The organism is Rhodococcus sp. YH1 (genome assembly GCF_009939605.1).
Classification (GTDB): domain Bacteria; phylum Actinomycetota; class Actinomycetes; order Mycobacteriales; family Mycobacteriaceae; genus Rhodococcus; species Rhodococcus aetherivorans.
In genome coordinates this window covers 16233-34100 of the sequence record NZ_WVTE01000228.1, presented here as the reverse complement: position 1 = coordinate 34100, position 17868 = coordinate 16233, and the positions used below count along the sequence as shown (strand labels likewise).

General features: G+C 69.4%; 17 protein-coding genes and 1 pseudogene. 11 read left to right on the top strand and 7 right to left on the bottom strand.

Translation table 11 applies throughout. The features are described 5' to 3' along the window. Window positions 1-11: 11 nt before the first annotated feature. The 5 genes from AIIKEEIJ_RS19740 (at window position 12) to AIIKEEIJ_RS19720 (ending at window position 6110) form a co-directional block, all read left to right on the top strand. Window positions 12-1580, top strand: coding sequence for an ABC transporter substrate-binding protein (locus AIIKEEIJ_RS19740; protein WP_065922094.1), 1569 nt, complete (start codon window positions 12-14; stop codon window positions 1578-1580). Next, window positions 1580-2527 carry an ABC transporter permease gene (locus tag AIIKEEIJ_RS19735; RefSeq protein WP_065923389.1) on the top strand — a complete coding sequence of 316 codons (948 nt, stop codon included), beginning with the start codon at window positions 1580-1582 and terminating at the stop codon, window positions 2525-2527. Before AIIKEEIJ_RS19740 ends, AIIKEEIJ_RS19735 begins: the two co-directional genes overlap by 1 nt. Then, window positions 2524-3360, top strand: coding sequence for an ABC transporter permease subunit (locus AIIKEEIJ_RS19730; RefSeq protein ID WP_006944265.1), 837 nt, complete (start codon window positions 2524-2526; stop codon window positions 3358-3360). The genes AIIKEEIJ_RS19735 and AIIKEEIJ_RS19730 overlap by 4 nt, the downstream gene beginning before the upstream one ends. After that, complete coding sequence (locus tag AIIKEEIJ_RS19725; protein WP_161996403.1) at window positions 3357-4796, top strand: ATP-binding cassette domain-containing protein; 1440 nt, start codon at window positions 3357-3359, stop codon at window positions 4794-4796. Before AIIKEEIJ_RS19730 ends, AIIKEEIJ_RS19725 begins: the two co-directional genes overlap by 4 nt. A 108-nt stretch (window positions 4797-4904) precedes the next feature. Then, entirely contained in the window at window positions 4905-6110 is a 1206-nt protein-coding gene (locus AIIKEEIJ_RS19720; protein WP_161996402.1) for an enhanced intracellular survival protein Eis, read from the top strand. A 233-nt stretch (window positions 6111-6343) separates the two neighbouring features. On the opposite strand, the gene AIIKEEIJ_RS19715 is transcribed toward AIIKEEIJ_RS19720, so the two are convergent. The 6 genes from AIIKEEIJ_RS19715 to AIIKEEIJ_RS19690 form a co-directional block, all read right to left on the bottom strand. Beyond that, window positions 6344-7273: a hypothetical protein gene (locus AIIKEEIJ_RS19715; RefSeq protein ID WP_161996401.1), complete on the bottom strand. Its 930-nt coding sequence runs from the start codon at window positions 7271-7273 to the stop codon at window positions 6344-6346. A 96-nt stretch (window positions 7274-7369) separates the two neighbouring features. Further along, complete coding sequence (locus AIIKEEIJ_RS19710; protein WP_161996387.1) at window positions 7370-7678, bottom strand: hypothetical protein; 309 nt, start codon at window positions 7676-7678, stop codon at window positions 7370-7372. A gap of 97 nt (window positions 7679-7775) precedes the next feature. After that, window positions 7776-8228 (bottom strand): hypothetical protein, encoded by a 453-nt coding sequence (locus AIIKEEIJ_RS19705; protein ID WP_161996400.1) that lies wholly within the window; start codon window positions 8226-8228, stop codon window positions 7776-7778. Window positions 8229-8247: 19 nt separating this feature from the next. Further along, entirely contained in the window at window positions 8248-9390 is a 1143-nt protein-coding gene (locus AIIKEEIJ_RS19700) for a DUF6745 domain-containing protein (protein ID WP_161996399.1), read from the bottom strand. 239 nt (window positions 9391-9629) lie between these two features. Next, the gene (locus tag AIIKEEIJ_RS19695) at window positions 9630-10079 is read right to left on the bottom strand and encodes a VOC family protein (protein ID WP_161996398.1); all 450 of its coding nucleotides are present in this window, start codon (window positions 10077-10079) and stop codon (window positions 9630-9632) included. Window positions 10080-10158: 79 nt separating this feature from the next. Continuing rightward, on the bottom strand, window positions 10159-10686 hold the full coding sequence (locus AIIKEEIJ_RS19690; RefSeq protein ID WP_161996397.1) for a flavin reductase: 528 nt from the start codon (window positions 10684-10686) through the stop codon (window positions 10159-10161). A gap of 246 nt (window positions 10687-10932) precedes the next feature. Here AIIKEEIJ_RS19690 and AIIKEEIJ_RS19685 point away from each other — a divergent pair, with 246 nt between their 5' ends. The 6 genes from AIIKEEIJ_RS19685 (at window position 10933) to bphC (ending at window position 16836) form a co-directional block, all read left to right on the top strand. Then, on the top strand, window positions 10933-11802 hold the full coding sequence (locus tag AIIKEEIJ_RS19685) for an alpha/beta fold hydrolase (protein ID WP_161996396.1): 870 nt from the start codon (window positions 10933-10935) through the stop codon (window positions 11800-11802). Between the two features lie 116 nt (window positions 11803-11918). Then, window positions 11919-12704, top strand: a complete 786-nt coding sequence (locus AIIKEEIJ_RS19680; protein ID WP_161996395.1) for a fumarylacetoacetate hydrolase family protein — start codon at window positions 11919-11921, stop codon at window positions 12702-12704. An 11-nt stretch (window positions 12705-12715) separates the two neighbouring features. Beyond that, window positions 12716-13618 carry an acetaldehyde dehydrogenase (acetylating) gene (locus AIIKEEIJ_RS19675; protein WP_161996394.1) on the top strand — a complete coding sequence of 301 codons (903 nt, stop codon included), beginning with the start codon at window positions 12716-12718 and terminating at the stop codon, window positions 13616-13618. A gap of 39 nt (window positions 13619-13657) precedes the next feature. After that, window positions 13658-14680 carry a 4-hydroxy-2-oxovalerate aldolase gene (gene dmpG, locus AIIKEEIJ_RS19670; protein WP_029545934.1) on the top strand — a complete coding sequence of 341 codons (1023 nt, stop codon included), beginning with the start codon at window positions 13658-13660 and terminating at the stop codon, window positions 14678-14680. Window positions 14681-14711: 31 nt separating this feature from the next. Beyond that, window positions 14712-15890 (top strand): acyl-CoA dehydrogenase family protein, encoded by a 1179-nt coding sequence (locus AIIKEEIJ_RS19665; protein WP_006935114.1) that lies wholly within the window; start codon window positions 14712-14714, stop codon window positions 15888-15890. Between the two features lie 34 nt (window positions 15891-15924). Further along, window positions 15925-16836 (top strand): biphenyl-2,3-diol 1,2-dioxygenase, encoded by a 912-nt coding sequence (gene bphC / locus AIIKEEIJ_RS19660; RefSeq protein WP_010593428.1) that lies wholly within the window; start codon window positions 15925-15927, stop codon window positions 16834-16836. A gap of 489 nt (window positions 16837-17325) precedes the next feature. On the opposite strand, the pseudogene AIIKEEIJ_RS19655 reads toward bphC, so the two are convergent. Next, window positions 17326-17597: pseudogene (locus AIIKEEIJ_RS19655) on the bottom strand (dihydrofolate reductase family protein); the annotation flags it as partial. Window positions 17598-17868: the final 271 nt, after the last annotated feature.

The following is a 17868-nucleotide window of genomic DNA, read 5'->3' as shown; positions in this document are numbered from 1 at the left end:
GAGATACCCCGATGAATCCGATTCCCCTGCCACCGCTTCCGCACCTGAGCCGGCGCTCGTTCCTCGGACTCGGTGCCGCCGCCGGCGCCGTACTGCTCGGCGCATGCAACACGAGCGGCGAGACCGCCCCCGCGGCCACCGCCGCGCCCCGGGACGGCGGCCGACTGCGAGCGGTGTTCGCCGGCGGCGGCGCACAGGAGGTGTTGGACCCGCACAAGACCAACCTGTACGCCGACGTCGCCCGCGCGAACGCGCTCTACGACAAGCTCGTCGAATACGGCGACGACCTCGGTCCGGTACCGCGGCTCGCCACCGCCTGGCATCCGAACGCCGACGCGACCACCTGGACGGTGGAGCTGCGCCCGGCGGTCTTCCACGACGGCCGGCCGGTGCGCGCCGCCGACGTGCTGTACTCCTACCAGCGGATCCTGGACCCGACGAACGCACTGCGCCCGCGGGCCTCTCTCGAGGTGATCGACATCGCGCGCTCCCGAGCTCTCGACGACCACATGATCGAATTCGTCTGCGCCCGCCCGTGCGGGGAACTGGCGAACGTGCTGGCCGCGTTCGGCGCCTACATCATCCCGGAGGGCACCACCGACTTCAGCCGTCCGATCGGCTCCGGGCCGTTCACGTTCGTCTCGTTCGAACCGGGTCGCTCGCTCGTCACCGCGCGATTCCCCGACTACTGGGACGGCGCCCCTCACGTGGACGAACTCGAGATCCTCACCGCTCCGGACGAGACCGCACGGATCAACGCCCTGCTCGGGGGGCAGGTCGACTACGCCGACGACCTCGGTGTCACCTCGGCGCGCACCTACGAAACCGATGCCCGGATGCAGATCTTGCGGTCCCCGCGCAGCGCGATGTCGGCGTTCGCGATGAAGGTGGACCGGCCCCCCTTCGACAATGTGGATCTGCGGCGGGCGATGTTCGCCCTCGTCGACCGCGACGAGCTGGTCACCACCGTGCTGGGCAGCACCGGTGTGGTCGGCAACGACCTGTTCGGCAAGGACGCCAAGTACTACGCCGCCGACCTGCCGCAGCGCACCCTGGATCTGGACGAGGCCGAGGCCCTGATCCGCAAGGCCGGCGCCCGGAACACCACCATCGAACTGCAGACCACCGGTGCCACCAATGGATTCGTCGAGGCCGCGAACGTCCTCGCCGAACAGGCCGGTCGCGCCGGACTGCGCATCGACGTCAAGGTGACGGAGGGATCGACCTATTGGACGCGCACCCTCGACGAGGGTGTGTTGTCGAGTTTCCGTTCCGGGGCCATGCCCATCGAAACCCACTTCGCGCAGCGGATGCTGTCGACCTCGGCGAAGAACTATACCCAGTGGCGCCGCCCCGAGTTCGACGCATTGTTCGCCACCGCCAGCGAAACCACCGACGAGAACATCCGGGCCCGCGCATATCAGCAGATGCAGTCGCAGCTCCACAGCGAGGGAGGTCTGCTGGTGTGGGGCTTCTCCGACGGCCTGCACGGGATGGCGCCGCACCTGGCGGGGATGGCCGAGAACGCGCCCAGCAACACCCTCGGGTACGCCCGCTTCGACAGGGCCTGGCTTTCGTGATGCTCGCCCGCTACGCCGGTACCCGCCTCACGGTGGGACTGGCCCAGGTGCTGGGCGTACTCGTCGTCGTCTTCTCGATCGCCGCCGCGCTGCCGGGGGACGCTGCGGTGGTGATCGCGGGCGATGACGCAGATCCGAGGCGGATTGCGCAGCTACGCGAGCTCCTCGGGCTGGACCGGCCGCTGTCCGTGCAGTTCGGGGACTGGCTGACCGGTCTGCTCGGCGGCGACCTGGGCACCTCCGTGGTATCCGGTCGCCCGGTCACCGCGATGCTGGGCTCGGCGCTGGCGCCGACGCTGACCCTCGCCGCCCTGGCGTTCGTGGTGCTCGTCCCGCTGGCACTGTTCCTCGGAGTGGTCGCCGCGGTGCGCCGCGGCCACCGGATCGACCGGGCCGTCACCGCCCTGACCGTAGCGTTCTACGCGGCACCGGAATTCGCGTTGGCGATCGTGCTGGTGGCAGTGTTCGCGGTCGGGCTGGGATGGTTCGCGCCCACCGCGGTCGGCGCCGGCGGTCCGTTGCTGATGCAACCGGAGCTGTGGGTGCTGCCCGTACTGGTGCTGGTGATCCGCCCGGTGTGCTCGCTGTCGCGGTTGGTGCGCTCGTCGCTGATCACCATCCTCGACACCGAATACATCCGGCACACCCGTCGCCTCGGTGTGCCCGTGCGCCGGGTGATCTGGCGGCATGCCCTGCCGGGCTCGCTCACCCCGGCGGCACAGCATCTCGCGCGGGTCGCCGATTGGCTGCTCGGCGGGGTCGTGGTCGTCGAGGCGGTGTTCGCGCTCGGCGGTCTCGGGCAGTTGCTGGTCAGCGCGGTCAGCAGCCGCGACATTCCGCTGTTGATGGGATTGGTGACGGTGTTCGCGGTGATCACGGTGGCGGTGAACACGGTCGCGGACATCGCGGCGTTCCAGCTCAACCCCACGGCCGGACTGGCATCGTGACCGGCTCCACGCTTCTCGAGCGTGCGGGTGGGCGGTCCCGGGTGCGCATCGGGGCTGCCCTGACCGCGGTCCCGCTCGCGGTCGCGCTGCTGGGGCCCCTGTTCACCGAACCCGGTGCCCGTGGCCCGGCGTTCACCTACGGGGACCAGTGGCTCGTGGGAACCGACTCCGAGGGGCGCGACCTGCTCACGCAGGTCCTGCTCGGGGGGCGCTCGCTGGTGCTGGTGGCCGCGGCATCCGTGGCCCTGACCTACCTGCTCGCCGTGCCGTGGGGGGCAGCTGCCGCGACCGCTCGGGTACGGATCGTCGACGAGATGCTGATGCGCCCCCTGGACCTGCTGCTGTCGCTGCCGTCGATCATGGTGCTGCTGCTGGCCGTTGCGCTCACCGACGCCGACCTGGTCGTTCTGACAGTCACCGTGGCGGTGCTGCTGTTCCCGGATGCGGCGCGTCTGGTGCGGGCATCGGCGCTGCACGCCGCGCACACCCCGGCCATGGAGGCGCTGCTGCTGCAACACGAAACCTGGTGGCGCCGGCACCTCGGCTATCTGGGACGATCGCTGCTCCCGGTCCTCGCGGCAGACGCAGGACTGCGGTTCGTCGGGGCGATCTACCTGGTTGCCTCGGCCAGCTTCCTGGGGGTGAGCGCGGACTCCGCCGGCACCGACTGGGCCGTGATGATCGACCGCAACCGCGCGGGCCTCGCCCTGGTCCCGTGGGGTGTCGTCCTGCCCGCGGCCCTGATCATCGCCTTGGCGATGGGTGTGAATCTGCTGTTCGACTCCGGCGCTCGCGCGGTAACACGCGAGGTGTCGACGAGGAAGTGGCGATGACCGAGGTAATCCCGGCGGCCCCGGCCGCCGCTGTGCCCAGCGGCACCATCCGAGTGCGCGGTCTGACCGCACGGACACGGGATCGGCTCCTGGTCGAAGGCGTCGACCTGGACATTCCCGCCGGGGTGGTCACCGCGCTCGTCGGGGCCTCCGGGAGCGGCAAGACCACTACCGCGCTGGCCTTGATGGGCGAGCGCCGCCCTGGGGTCGAAGTGACCACGACCGCCCTGGACACGGGCGGGGCACGGTTCGGGTATGTGCCCCAGCACCCCTCCTCGGCGCTGAACCCGGCCCTGCGGATCGGTACCGTGCTCGACGACATCGCTCGTGCCGGCCGACGGCACGGGCATCCGGTGACCGTGGCCGACGCACTCGAACGTGCAGGATTCGCCGATGATCCGGGCATGCTGCGCCGTTACCCGCATCAACTGTCGGGCGGACAGCAACAACGACTGGTCATCGCCCAGGCTCTGCTGACCGACCCGACATGCCTGATCCTCGACGAACCCACTACCGGGCAGGACCCGGCTCGTCGCACGGCGGTCCTCGACGAGATCACCCGACTTGCCCGGCAGGGCCTGACGATCGTGCTCGTCACCCACGACCTGGACGCGGTCCGCGCGGTCGCCCAGCGTGTGATCGTCATGGGCGGCGGCCGGGTGCTCGAGACCGGTGACGCCGCGATCCTGCCGGTCGCCGCCCCGCGGATCCCGCAGACACGCGCCGACAGCGCTGATTGCCGCCCGACCCGGGCCGACGCCCGGTTGATCCTGGACACCGTCTCGGCGGGGTACCGCAACACCGAAGTTCTGCAGCGTTACTCGCTCTCGTTGCAGCCGGGCGAATGTCTGGCACTTCACGGCCCCTCGGGTTGCGGCAAGACCACCGCGGCTCGGGTCGTCGCGGGCTTGCACCCACCCACGGCCGGGCGGGTTCTTCTCGACGGCCACCCGTTGGCCGCATCGGTACGGCGACGGACCCGGCACCAAGCGGCGGCGATCGGGTACGTCTTCCAGGAGGCCAAGGCGGCCTTCGACCCGTACCGCAGCGTGTGGGATCAGATCCTGCGCGGTCCGACACGCCTGCGCGGTGCCACCGGCCCGGAAGCGGCCGCGGCGGCCCGCCGCGCGCTCGACCAAGTGGGTCTGGCCGAACGGATCACCCGACAGCATCCCTCCGCCCTTTCCGGCGGCGAGGCCCAGCGCGCCGCCCTCGCCCGTGTCCTGGCGGTCGAGCCGTCGCTGCTCATCTGCGACGAAGTCACCACGGGACTCGACCCCGCATCCCGACAGCGGGTGCTCGACATCTTGTCCGATCTCGTACGAACACAATGCATATCCCTGCTGATGATCAGCCACGACGGCGCCGTGGTGGATGCGATCGCCGACCGGATCGTCGACATGACGCTCCCGGCCACGAACGGGGAACCGCCGTGAGCGCGCATCGCCGCGTCCGTCGCCGAGGAAACCCGACTGTATCCGCACCGAGCCCGAACCGGACAAATCACTCGCGTTCGGGGAGCCGGTTGTGTCAGTCTCTCGGACATGACCGTGCACGACGCCCTCACCATCCGTACCGCCACCGACGACGACTGGCCGGCCCTGGAGCTGCTCGACTCGGTGGGCTTCGGCTATCACCCCATCGATGCCGAGCGGACGCTGCTTCGTCCGATGTTCCGCACGGAGAACATTGTGATGGCAACCGAGCGGGAGGTGCCGATCGGCCAGGCACTGTATCTGGACATGGAGATCACCGTGCCCGGCGGGCACCAGGTCCCGGCCTGCGGTGTCAGCTGGGTTTCGGTGGCCCCGACGCACCGTCGTCGCGGCGTGCTGCGGGCGATGTTCACCGAACTGCACCGGCGGATGGAGGCGACCGGGGCGCCGCTCGCTGCCCTGACCGCCAGTGACGCCGGTATCTACGGACGTTTCGGATACGGGCCGGCCACCGTCGCCACCGAGGTCACCGTCGATCGGCGCTTCGCTCGATTCCGCGAGGACGCTCCCGATCCGGGCGGGGTGGCCCTCGCCGACGCTGCGACGGCGGCCGGCCGGTTGCCGGAACTCTACGACCGGTGGCGGCTGCGCACGCCGGGTGCGCAGGCGCGTCCGAAAGCTGAGTGGGATTACACCTTTGCCGATCCCGAGGAGCGCCGGGACGGCGCCTCGGCGCTGTTCTTCCTGGTTCATCCCGACGGGTACGCCACCTTCCGCCGTAAGGGGTCCGACGACGAGCCGGTCGCGGTGGTCGAGGAGTTGGTCGCGATCACCGACGACGCACACGCCGCGCTGTGGCGCACGCTGTGCGGACTGGACCTGACCCACCGCATCGAGGTCGTCCAGCATCCCGACGACCCGCTGCGTCTGCTGTTGACCGACTACCGTCTGCCGCGTACGACCTCCCGGGTGGACGAGTTGTGGCTGCGGATCATGGACGTGCCGGCCGCGTTGACCGCCCGCGATTATGCCGCCGATCTGGAGACCGTGCTGGCGGTCCGGGATCCGTTCCGCAGTGCCGGGGGCACTTTCGCGTTGACGGTCCGTAACGGCCGGGCCCGGTGCGTCCGCACCGACGCGGCGCCGGTGATCACGCTGGACCTGGACGCGCTGTCCGCGTTGTATCTCGGCGCGCACAAGGCCCGCACGTTTGCTGCAGCCGGCCGGGTGGAGGCGCGCAGCGCCGGTGATATCGCCGACCTGGACTGCGCGTTCGACGTCGCCCGCCCCGCGATGTTGGGCTGGCACTTCTGAATCAAGAGACGATCCGGGACTTTTCGGCATTATGCGGGGATTGTCATGATCTGGTCGAAATCCCCAGGTTGTGACCTTCAGTAGTCGGCAGGCTGTGAGGGCACCACTCAGATGCCCTGCCGGGTTCGGAGTCAGGGCTCGCCGGTGGGCACCGTCTGCTCACCCGGGTGTAGGCGGGCCTGCAGCTCGGCGAGTCCTTCGGCGGTCAGTTCGACATCGTGGACGGCCAGAGCTCAGTCGAAGCGGGATGTCGACCAGCGGTGGACCGGGCCCGCCCACTGCAGCTCCCACACTTCGGTCGATCGGGGGCGGCGGGCGAGCGAGGCGGTGATCCCTCGGCGGCCGAGGCGCGCTTCGAACGCACCGGTGCCGGAATCGAAGGTGTGGAGGTATTGCAGGTCCAGATCCGCGGTTACCGCCGCATGCAGGGGCTCGGCGGTGACGTGGGTGTCGAACCACCGACGCCGCTCGGCCCGCAGCGCCCGGTCCGCAGCTCGCTGCCGGCGGGCTTCCGCGGCGACGGACTCGGCCGGCCCGTCCCAGGTGAACAACGCCTCGTCGAACACCTCCCCGATGAAGAACTGTGACCAGCGCTCGGCCGACCCGACAGCGTCGATGCGCTGCTCGAGCACCAGTCCGGTCTGTTGATCGACGACCATGCGCATCGGATGCGCCGTACGCGGAGACCTGCTTTGCGGCGGTGGGGCAAGTTCGAACTGCCACGCCGGCCGCGACAGGTACGTGGTCGCGGTGAGCGGACCGGTCGGGCGGGTGTAGTCGTCACCGACCCAGTCCTCGGCGGGACGGCGTGCGAGCAGACCGGTGCCGTTGCCGACGAACCGCAGCGTCGCCGCGGGCGCGACCCGCGGCAGTTCCCGGCCCATACGGAACCGCCAGCAGGTGACCGCGTCGCACAACAGCAGCGGGCGACCGTCGAGGTGTTCGATGCGCACCCGCATCCCGTCGCGCCACACCCGCAACTCGGTGGCCTCGATCCCGCCGCCGGTGAACGTCGGCGGCAGCGCACCGGAGAACGCGGTCCAACCGACCTCATCGCGGGACCTCAGGCCTCCGTCGGCGCTGGAGATGATCCCGCGCACCGGCACATCGGGGCCGTGCACCATCTGCACCAGCACCTGCACCCACGGAACCGACTGGTCCACCGCTCACCTCCCGTTCCAGGCGAGGGTAACGACCCCCGGCGATATCGACTTCCGTATCGGATGCTTCGCCGAGGACCGGAGTTCGGGAAGTCGACGTCAAATCGGTGGTGGGCCACCGCACGTGCGGACGGCGTCGCCGGTGCGCCGGCGGCGATACCAGGCGAGCACACCGACCACCGGCACCGTCCACACCACCAGCACCCACAGTGCCGCCCGGGGCAGGCCGGGCCGGGAGCCGACGACGTCGACGGTGGCCGCCGATGCCGCGGCCAGCCATACCAGCACGAACACTCCTGCCGCCGCCCATGCGGCCACCAGTGGGCCGAAGCCCGGCAGACACTGCGTGTCGGCGCGCACGCACTCGCTCCAGCCGGCCTCGGCGACCACGCTCCCGGTCACCATCACGATCACCGAGACTACCGCCGCGAGCCCGCCACACCTCAGGGCTGCGCGGAGCGGCGACGCGTCTGGTCGGCGACGTCGATTCGACGACGTGTTCAGGTCAATCGGCGACCAGTCGCGCCGACCCGTGCCGTCCTGCGCCGTGCTCGCGTTGCCGACGGATCACGTAACAACCCGGAGCGATGCCCGTCGCCCCGTGTTCGGGATGAAGGAGATACGCGGTCCCGGTCGTCTCGACGATGCCCAGAGCGAGACCCATGGTGTCCCGGACGGAGTTCGTCCACCTGCAAGTGCCCTCGTCGGCGACGAGGGAGTGGGGGTTGCCGCCGGCGGCGCTCCGCAACAACTCCACTCCCGACGGTGGCACCCGGATGGAGCGCGCCCACGGTGTGCGTTCGACGGCGGCACCGACCACCGGGTAGGGGAGGACGATCAGATCGCCTTGGGCTTGGATGCCGCCGGTCACCGGGACGGTGACCTCCCGGTCCAGGTGGTCGAGGACGTCCAGACCGCTGAGGGCCGTGAGGTCGGACAGTGTGAGTTCGGAATGCATGGGATCACCTCGGTGCAGTTCAGGTTCGGCGAACGAGCTGGGCATAGTCGGTACCGCTGATGCCGTAGGTCCAGCCCGCGGCGTCCAGTGCGGAGGGAACCCAATCGGGGACGTGCAGGCCGTAGCGGCGCCGTTGCCCGTCGCGTTCGACGGAACCGTTGACGACGAGCAGGATCCGTCCGGGCCGACCCCAACCGGTCGGGGATGCATACAGTCCGAGCGTGCATCCCGGGTTTCCCGGATCGTCTGCACGGTCCACGAGTGCCAGCGCGGCCGTGTCGATGTACCTGTCCCAGCCGATGCGTTCGACAGCGCATCGGCGAACCTCGACATTGCGCTCGTCGTTGATGCGTTCGACGGTGGGATCCAGGACGACCCAATAGGGAACGATCGTGCCGTGTTGCACGAAAACATGACTGCCGTCCGAGAATTCGAGTGCCGGACGGTCGGGGTGGTGTAATCGGCGTTCGTTGTGGACGCCCTCGGGTGTGCGTTCGGTGTGCAGTGCGGTGGGCCGTTCGGCCATGACACAGACACCGTCGAAGGCCCACCACCATCCCGTGGCGCAGACCAGGGTGGCCTGAAGATCGAGAAGGTCGTCGTCGCGCGACTCGAAGTCCGCGAGACCGTAGCGTCGGAGCGTGTCGTAGTACGCGACCCGATGTGCCTCCTGTTGCCCGTACCAGGTGACACCGGGAGTCGAGCGCGGACACAGTGTGCATATCGCCGTCGCGACACCGACGAACAGAGAGGTCCGCAACGAATCCCATACGGCCGCACGAAGAAGCGGATCCTGCCGCCGAGGTGTGCGCGCGTCCATCCGGTCACGGGACGCGGACCAGAGTGCGGCGATCCCCGCCGAAGGGTGTGCCGGTTCTCCGAAGCGCAGCGGGGGGACCGAGAGGCCTTCGTCGGCAATCGACTGCAGGGCCGCTGGGGGAGAGGGTGCCCAGACGAACTCCGGTTCCTCGAATCCCGCTCGCCGGTAGAGCTCTGCGACGGCGGATTCCGCGGCGGGCCGGTCGGAAGGTCTCGTACACAGTCCTTGCGCGAGCCAATGGTCACGCCGGGCGGACACGGCGGCGGCAAGGAGGTGAGGGTCGGTGAGTCCGGTGGACAGGGTGCGGTGCGGAACCGCTGACGAGATCGGCACGGCGCTCACCGGATGGTGGCGGTGGCCGCCTTTCCTGTAGTCATGGTTGTCGAGGATGGCACGGGAAGGCTCTGGGCGCAAGCAATTGTCCTCACCCACGCGGCCGAATGCGGCGACAGCCGGCGCCTACTTCGTCGGCCGATGGTGACCGTCGTCGATCCCCGCAAGGGGTTGCTGCAGAAGGACGTTCTCGGAACTCCGTCGTGTCCACGGGGACGCATCGACACATGGGCAACGGCGCACGCGCATCAGCCGATCTGCTCGAACAGCGACACGATGATTCCTTCGGGTCCACGCACGTAGGCCATCCGCACGCTGTTCTCGTACTCGCCGATGCCGCCGACGAGCCCGTACCCCTTCGCAGCCACCGCGTCGACGGCCGCCTCGAGGTCGCCGACCTCGAAGGACACGTTGCGCAGCCCGAGCTCGTTGGCCATCGCCGTGGGCGATCCGGGCGCGTGGTCGGGCGTGACGAAGGTCGCGAGTTCCAGCCGGGTCCCTCCGTCGGGCGGCCGCAGCATGACGATCTCACAGTGCGCGCCGGGGATGCCGCAGACGGTCTCGACGAACTCGCCCTCCACGGAGCCGGTGCCCTCGACCTCGAGACCCAGTCCGACGAAGAACGCCGTCACCGAGTCGAGGTCCGAGACGGTGATGCCGATGTGGTCGAAACGTCGTACGTGCGCCCGGGGATCCATCCTCCGATTGTCGTCGTGCCGATGCCGGGACGGAGACGGTATCGGCGACGGTGGTGTCTGTGCCCGGCGACGGGCCCGGTCAGACCACCGGGGTCGGGTGGCCGATCCCGAACCGGCCCCGGAAGAACACCATCGGCCGCTCCTCGCACACGGTGTCTAGCTCGAGCACCCGGCCGATGATCACGTCGTGGTCGCCGGCGACGTGGACGTCGTGCACCTGCGCGTGCACGCGCATCAGCACGTCCGGCAGCGCCGGCGTCCCCCAGCGGGACACCTCCCACGCGAGATCCTCGTACTTGCGTCCCCGGCTCGAGCCGAACCGGGCGCACAGGTCGGACTGGTCCTCGCGGAGCACGTTGACGCAGAACCGCCCCGTCGCCCGGATCCGGGGCCAGGCACGGCCGCGGTGGTCGGCGCAGAACAGGATCAGCGGCGGCTCGAGCGACACCGAGGCGAACGACTGGCACGCGAACCCCACCGGGCCCTCGTCGTCCAGTCCCGTCACCACCGTGACTCCGGTGGCGAACTGCCCCATCACCCGGCGCATGTCCTCCGGGCTGGGCGCGTCGGCTGTCGTCGGTGCGAGGGTCGTCGTCTCGAGGGGCATGAGTCCACCTCCGGGTCGTGGGACGGATCGGCGTGAGCACGCCGTGGTCGATGGGCTCGACGCTAGGGCAGGGTCGGGGAGGTCCGAACCGGCGTCCCGCTGAGCGGACGCGGCCGGCGGCGGCCCGGTCACCGGAGCGGTGATCTCGCTGAACGGGATGGTGTATGGCCGTCGTCGACCAGGGCTGGCAGCCTGCGGTTCGAATGGGCGGTGTGCCCGGCACCACGGCGACGAACAGGGACGACGATGACCGAAGTGAGCTACGAGGGGACCCTGAAGGAACTTCCCACCGATCAGGGTGTGCTGCGCTACCACGACGCCGGCGACGGGCCGCCGCTGCTCCTGCTGCACGGCTCCGGACCCGGGGTGACGGGGTGGCGCAACTACCGCGGCGTGCTCGCCGACTTCGCGCAGCACTTCCGCTGCCTGGTGCTCGAGTTTCCCGGTTTCGGCGTCAGCGATCCCGGTGACGGTCACCCGATGGCGATGGCGCAGGGGGCCGTCGGCACCTTCCTCGACGGGCTCGGTCTCGGTGCCGTGGACATGGTCGGCAACTCGATGGGCGGGATCGTCGCCGCCAAGGTCGCCATCGACGAGCCGCACCGCGTGCGCAAGCTCGTCACGATCGGCGGGATGGGCAAGAACGTCTTCGCGCCCGGACCAGGCGAGGGCATCAAGCTGCTCATGGAGTTCACCGACAATCCCACCCGCGAGGGCCTCGTCCGCTGGCTGCAGTCCATGGTCTACGACCCCGCCGTGGTCACCGACCAGCTCATCGAGGAACGCTGGGCGCTCGCCACCGAACCGAAGACCCTCGAGATCGCCCGCCGGATGTACAGCTCGAAGGCGTTCGCCGCCGGTGCCGCCGCAGCGGCCGCGTCGAACGTCACCCCGTACTGGGCACAGCTGCACAAGATCACCGCGCCGACCCTGCTGACGTGGGGCCGCGACGACCGGGTCAGCCCCGTGGACATGGCGATGCTGCCCATGCGCGACATCCCGAACTGCGAGCTGCACACGTTCCCTAAGTGCGGGCACTGGACGATGATCGAAGCCCGCGACGCGTGGCTGTCGGCCGTGCTCGCGTTCCTGCTGCGCGACGACGACCGCAGCTAGTCCACGATCCCGCTGAGCGGGAGGGCGTCCGCCGTCCCACCTGCGCATATGCCACCTTCGAGACAGCCGATCGGCGCGACGACGCGCGGATCAACGACCAGTTCCAGGAGTGCACGATGCTCGACGGTTCCCGGCGACTCGCCGCCGCCGATCTCCTCTGGGCCGCCGAGCGCGACCGCGTCGCGATCGCCCCGCTGACGGAGACCTTTCCCGACATCGACGTGGTGGATTCGTACGAGATCCAGCTGATCAACATCCGCCGCCGGCTCGAGGCGGGCGCCACCGTCTACGGCCACAAGGTCGGCCTGTCGTCCGAGGTCATGCAGAAGATGATGGGCGTGGACGAGCCCGACTACGGACACCTGCTCTCGACGATGGTGTACTCCGAGGACGAGCCCATCGACACTGCGCAGTTCTGCTACCCGCGCATCGAGGTCGAGATCGGCTACGTCCTGGGCGAGACCCTGCCCGGCGAGAACTGCACCGAGGCGGACGTGCTGCGGGCGACCGAGTACATCGTCCCGAGCATCGAACTCATCGACTCGCGCATCGTGGACTGGCGCATCGGCCTGGCCGACACGATCGCCGACAACGCCTCCTCGGCGGGCGTGATCCTCGGTGCCGGCCGCATCGCGCCGGACCGGGTCGACATCGGCGGTATCGCCGCGGTGCTGTACCAGGGCGACGAGGAGATCGCGCGTGGCGAGGCGGCAGCCGTGCTCGGCGACCCGACCCGTGCCGTGGCGTGGCTGGCCCGCAAGGTCGCCGGCTTCGGGGTGCGGCTCGAGGCCGGGCACGTGATCCTGCCCGGCTCGTGCACCCGCGCGATCGACGCCCGGCCGGGCGACACCTTCCGGGCCGAGTTCAGTGATATCGGCTCTGTCTCAGTCGAATTCAAGTGAGGAACAGACCAGTGACCAAGGCTACCGCCGCGATCGTCGGGCCCGGCAACATCGGCACCGACCTGATGTACAAACTGCTGCGCTCGGACGTCATCGAGCCGCGCTGGATGATCGGCGTCGACCCCGCCAGCGAGGGGCTCACCCGGGCGGCCGCCGAGGGTCTGGTCGCGAGCCACGAGGGCGTGGACTGGCTGCTCGCCCAGGACGAGCGCCCCGACGTGATCTTCGAGGCCACCTCGGCCTACGTGCACCGGGTGAATGCGCCCCGCTACGCCGAGCTCGGCATCCAGGTCGTCGACCTCACCCCGGCCGCCCTCGGACCCGCCGTCGTGCCCGCCGTGAACATGGGGGAGCACGAGGACGCACCGAACGTCAACCTCATCACCTGCGGCGGCCAGGCCACGATCCCGATGGTGCACGCGGTCTCCCGCGTCACCGAGGTGGAGTACGCCGAGATCGTCGCGAGCGTCGCCTCGCCGTCGGCCGGTCCTGGAACCCGCGCCAACATCGACGAGTTCACCATCACCACCAGCCGCGGCATCGAGACGATCGGCGGTGCCCGAACGGGCAAGGCCATCATCATCCTCAACCCCGCCGAACCGCCGATGCTCATGCGCGACACCGTGTTCTGCTCGATCCCCGAGGATGCCGACCGGGACGCGATCGCCGCGTCGATCCACGACGTGGCCGCGACCGTGCAGAGCTACGTTCCCGGTTACCGGCTGCGTGCCGAGCCGCAGTTCGACGATCCCACTCCGATGAGCGGCGGGCGCGCCCGGGTCGCGATCTTCCTCGAGGTCGAGGGCGCCGGCGACTTCCTGCCGCCGTACTCGGGCAATCTCGACATCATGACCGCGGCCGCCACCAAGGTGGGCGAGAGCTTCGCGGCCAAGCTGCTCGCCGCCCGCGTGTAGACCCCCACCGCAGACCGTACTTTCGAAGGAACACAGTCGATGCCCTACAGCGCAGATCTCGACATCCGGATCACGGACTCGTCGTTGCGTGACGGCTCCCACGCCAAGCGTCACCAGTTCACCGTCGAGGACGTGCGCTCCATCGTCGGTGCGCTCGACGATGCCGGCGTGCCCGTCATCGAGGTCACCCACGGCGACGGCCTCGGCGGCTCGTCGTTCAACTACGGCTTCAGCCGCACCCCGGAGCAGGAGCTCATCAAGGCCGCCGTCGAGACGGCGAGGCAGGCGAAGATCGCGTTCCTGATGCTCCCGGGGCTCGGGGTGCGCTCGGACATCCGTAAGGCCGCCGACAACGGTGCCGCGATCTGCCGGATCGCCACGCACTGCACCGAGGCCGACATCTCCGCCCAGCACTTCGGTCTCGCCCGGGAACTCGGCCTCGAGACCGTCGGATTCCTGATGATGTCGCACAGTCAGCCGCCCGAGGTGCTCGCGAAGCAGGCCCGCATCATGGCCGACGCCGGCTGCCAGTGCGTGTACGTCGTCGACTCGGCCGGCGCCCTCGTCCTCGAGGGGGTCTCGGACCGGGTCGCGGCTCTGGTCGCCGAGCTGGGCGACGACGCCCAGGTCGGATTCCACGGCCACGAGAACATGGGCCTCGGCGTGGCCAATTCGGTGCTCGCCGTGCGGGCCGGGGCCCTGCAGATCGACGGGTCCACCCGCCGGTTCGGCGCCGGTGCGGGCAACACCCCGGTCGAGGCGTTCGTCGCCGTGGCCGAGAAGCTCGGTATCCGAACGGGTATCGACACCCTGAAGATCATCGATGCCGCCGAGGACGTCGTCCGGCCGGTCATGGACGGCGAGTGCCTCCTCGACCGGCTGTCGCTGACGATGGGCTACGCCGGTGTGTACTCGAGCTTCCTCAAGCACGCCGCCGCCCACGCCGAGCGGTACGGGGTCTCCGGTGCAGAGATCCTCATCGAGGCCGGCCGGCGCAACCTCGTCGGTGGCCAGGAAGACCAGCTGATCGAGATCGCCGTCGGTCTCGCCGCCCAGAAGTAGACCTCCGGGTCTTGAGAGAGAGCTGACAGTCATGGGCCAGGTTTTGGACAACATCATCCAGTACGCGGACGAGATCCGCGCCGAGGGCGCCGAGGGCGACAAGCTCATGCGCCTGACGGACAACAACGCCAAGCGGCTGCGCGACGCCGGTGTCATCCGCATGCTGCAGCCGAAGGAGCACGGCGGCCTCGAGGTCCACCCGCGGGAGTTCGCCGAGACCGCGATGGCGATCGGCGCGATGGACGGCGCCACCGGATGGGTCGCCGGCATCGTCGGCGTGCATCCGTGGGAGCTCACGTTCTTCGATCCCAAGGCGCAGGACGAGATCTGGGGCGAGGATCCCGACATGTGGATGGCCTCCCCGTACGCCCCGATGGGCGTCGCGGTTCCGGTCGACGGCGGCTACGTCCTCAACGGCCGCTGGTCGTTCTCCTCCGGCACCGACCACTGCGGCTGGATCATGATCGGCGCCGCGGTGGGCGACAAGGACGGCAACCGGCTGAATCCGCCGCAGGTCCTGCATGTGCTGCTGCCGCGCTCGGACTACGACATCGACCAGGACAGCTGGAACGTCGTGGGCCTGCGCGGCACCGGCTCGAAGGACCTGATCGTCGAGGACGCCTTCATCCCTGCCTACCGCACCCTCGACGCCGACATCGTCCTCGGCGGCAACGGGTGGCGTCACGCGGGCCGGGACGAAACCCTCTACAAGTTCCCGTTCTCGTGCATCTTCCCGCTGGGCATCACCTCGTCGCTCATCGGCATGGCCGAGGGCGCGCTCGCGTGCTACATCGCGGCCCAGAAGGAGCGCGTCGCGGTCACCGGCATCCCGATCAAGGAGGACCCGTACGTCCTCTACGCCCTCGGTGAGGCGGCCGCCGAGATCGCCGCGTCGCGCGCCGCGATCCTCGAGACCGTCGACCGCTTCTGGGACAAGACGGACAAGGGCCAGGAGGTCACGTTCGAGGAGCGCGCGATCGGCCGCCGCACCCAGACCGCCGCCGCGTGGCGGGCCGTGCGCGCCGTCGACGAGATCTTCGCCCGCTCCGGCGGCGGCGCGATGCACCTGAAGTTCCCGATGCAGCGCTTCTGGCGCGACGCGCACGTCGGCCTGTCGCACGCGATCCACGTCCCCGGCTCGATCTTCCACGCGTCTTCGCTGACCCAGCTCGGCGGCGAGCCGCAGGGCGTCCACCGCTCGATGATCTAGCCTGCCCCGCCGACCTTTTCAGGATGGAAGAGAAATGACGGACATTCGAGCACTCGGATACCTCCGGATCCAGACCACCGACGTCGCGCGCTGGCGCGAACTCGTCGTCGACGGACTCGGCATGGCCGTGGGCTCCGGCCCGGAGCCGGACGGCCTCTACCTGCGGGTGGACGAGCGGCGCGCACGCCTTATCGTCCTGCCCGGCGAATCGGACAGGGCGCTCGCGGTCGGCTGGGAGGTGCGGGATCAGTTCGCACTCCAGCGTGTCCGGGAGACCGTGGAGAAGGCGGGTATCACCGTCGACGTCCTCTCGCAGGAGGAGTGCGACTACCGCGATGCCGAGCAGGTCATCGCGTTCGACGACCCGATCGGCACCCGCGTCGAGGTGTTCTTCGGTCCGGTGCTCGATCACAGCCCGGTGGTGACTCCGCACGGTGGCCGGTGGGTCACCGGCGAACAGGGGCTCGGCCATGTCGTACTGCCCGCCACCGATTTCGATGCGGCATACGCGTTCTACACCGAGGTGCTCGGTTTCCTGCCGCGTGGCGCGATCCGCCTCCAGGCACCCGGACCGGCGCGGCGCGTGCGCTTCCTCGGAGTGAACCAGCGCCACCACAGCCTGGCCCTGTGCCCGGCGCCGCCGACCGAGGAGCCCGGCCTCGTGCACCTGATGACGGAGGTCGACACCCTCGACGCCGTCGGGCAGGCGCTCGACCGTGTGCGCAAGCTCGGCTTCTCCATCTCCTCGACGCTGGGCCGGCACACGAACGACAAGATGGTGTCGTTCTACGTTCGCGCGCCGGGCGGGTGGGATCTCGAGTTCGGCACCGAGGGGATGCTCGTCGACGAAACCTATTACACGGCCGAGGAGATCACCGCCGACAGCTATTGGGGCCACGACTGGTCCGAGTCCGAGCCGTTGGCGGCGTTCAGCCCGAAGTCCTAGCTCGCAGAGGGAACACGACGAAGGCCCGGCCGGGGATCACCGGCCCAGCTTACGTGCTTCTCGCCCCCGGGAGTCGTGCTCCGTGGTCCGCCGGCGCGTGGATCAGGCGGGGCGCGGGCGGTCATGGCCGGTGGAGGAGAGAACCCCGGAGCGCACACTGAAGGGGGTGGATCGAAGGCTTGGCTCTGCGTCTCGCAGGTCGGACACGTCGAGGAGCGTGTTGTCTACTCACGTGGGGATCTGTGCGGGACAGCGTGCGAGATTCGGCGGCGGCCGGAGGTGGGCGATGAATCCGACGGTCCGAGCAGTCGATCTCGGTTACGCGGCGGGGGTGGCGGGTGGTGCGCGCATTGCCGCAGCGGTGGGCGATGCGCATGTTCGAGGTCGCCGCCGACGGCGCGGCCCGCGGTGGTGGGCCGGTTCAGTTGCGGCGCAACCTGTCCGGGTGTTGTCCGCCACCGCCGCCCAGGTGCCCGACGAGCTGGTGCGCACGTACGTGGGGGCGCGGTTGAAGAGGGTAGCGATCGCGTTGTCCACGCCGCCGCCCTGGTTCGGCCAGTAGGCAGCGAAGATGTCGTAGGTCCAGCGGCTGAGCAACAGGGCGTCGGTGCCTTCGTAGGCGGCCCCGATCTGCTCGCCGGTGACCTCGTCGAGAAGGGGTGCCTGCCATCCGCCGAAGTCGAATCCTTCCGGGTCTTCGTCGGGGCCGCGGGTGCCTGTCCAACGAGGTCGAGGGTGGCGAACAGTTCGATATGGATCAGTCACATGCCGTAGCTCCCGGTCGAGTGGTGTGTCGCGGTCGTAGGGGTAGACCTGCTGGCGTCGGTAGACTCACCGCTGCCACGACATCGAGTTTCGTGGGTGTCGACCGGTCTCACGACAGCGACTCGCTCGTACGGAACCGTCCGTCACCCGAACGTGATGGAATCCTGTCGGGGCAGAAGAGGAAGGCGGCCCTCGTCCAACGCTTCGACCGCTGAACATTGTGGGGCATGAAAAATGCCATTTACGCAGCTATCCCCGCGAACCCCC

Bases quoted from the DNA above. Each gene is read 5' to 3' on its own strand.
- AIIKEEIJ_RS19725 (WP_161996403.1), top strand. From the start codon at position 3,357: ATGACCGAGGTAATCCCGGCGGCCCCGGCCGCCGCTGTGCCCAGCGGC.
- AIIKEEIJ_RS19685 (WP_161996396.1), top strand. From the start codon at position 10,933: ATGACCGAAGTGAGCTACGAGGGGACCCTGAAGGAACTTCCCACCGAT.
- AIIKEEIJ_RS19705 (WP_161996400.1), bottom strand. From the start codon at position 8,228: ATGCATTCCGAACTCACACTGTCCGACCTCACGGCCCTCAGCGGTCTG.
- AIIKEEIJ_RS19740 (WP_065922094.1), top strand. From the start codon at position 12: ATGAATCCGATTCCCCTGCCACCGCTTCCGCACCTGAGCCGGCGCTCG.
- AIIKEEIJ_RS19690 (WP_161996397.1), bottom strand. From the start codon at position 10,686: ATGCCCCTCGAGACGACGACCCTCGCACCGACGACAGCCGACGCGCCC.
- AIIKEEIJ_RS19680 (WP_161996395.1), top strand. From the start codon at position 11,919: ATGCTCGACGGTTCCCGGCGACTCGCCGCCGCCGATCTCCTCTGGGCC.
- AIIKEEIJ_RS19695 (WP_161996398.1), bottom strand. From the start codon at position 10,079: ATGGATCCCCGGGCGCACGTACGACGTTTCGACCACATCGGCATCACC.
- bphC (WP_010593428.1), top strand. From the start codon at position 15,925: ATGACGGACATTCGAGCACTCGGATACCTCCGGATCCAGACCACCGAC.
- dmpG (WP_029545934.1), top strand. From the start codon at position 13,658: ATGCCCTACAGCGCAGATCTCGACATCCGGATCACGGACTCGTCGTTG.
- AIIKEEIJ_RS19720 (WP_161996402.1), top strand. From the start codon at position 4,905: ATGACCGTGCACGACGCCCTCACCATCCGTACCGCCACCGACGACGAC.
- AIIKEEIJ_RS19665 (WP_006935114.1), top strand. From the start codon at position 14,712: ATGGGCCAGGTTTTGGACAACATCATCCAGTACGCGGACGAGATCCGC.
- AIIKEEIJ_RS19735 (WP_065923389.1), top strand. From the start codon at position 1,580: ATGCTCGCCCGCTACGCCGGTACCCGCCTCACGGTGGGACTGGCCCAG.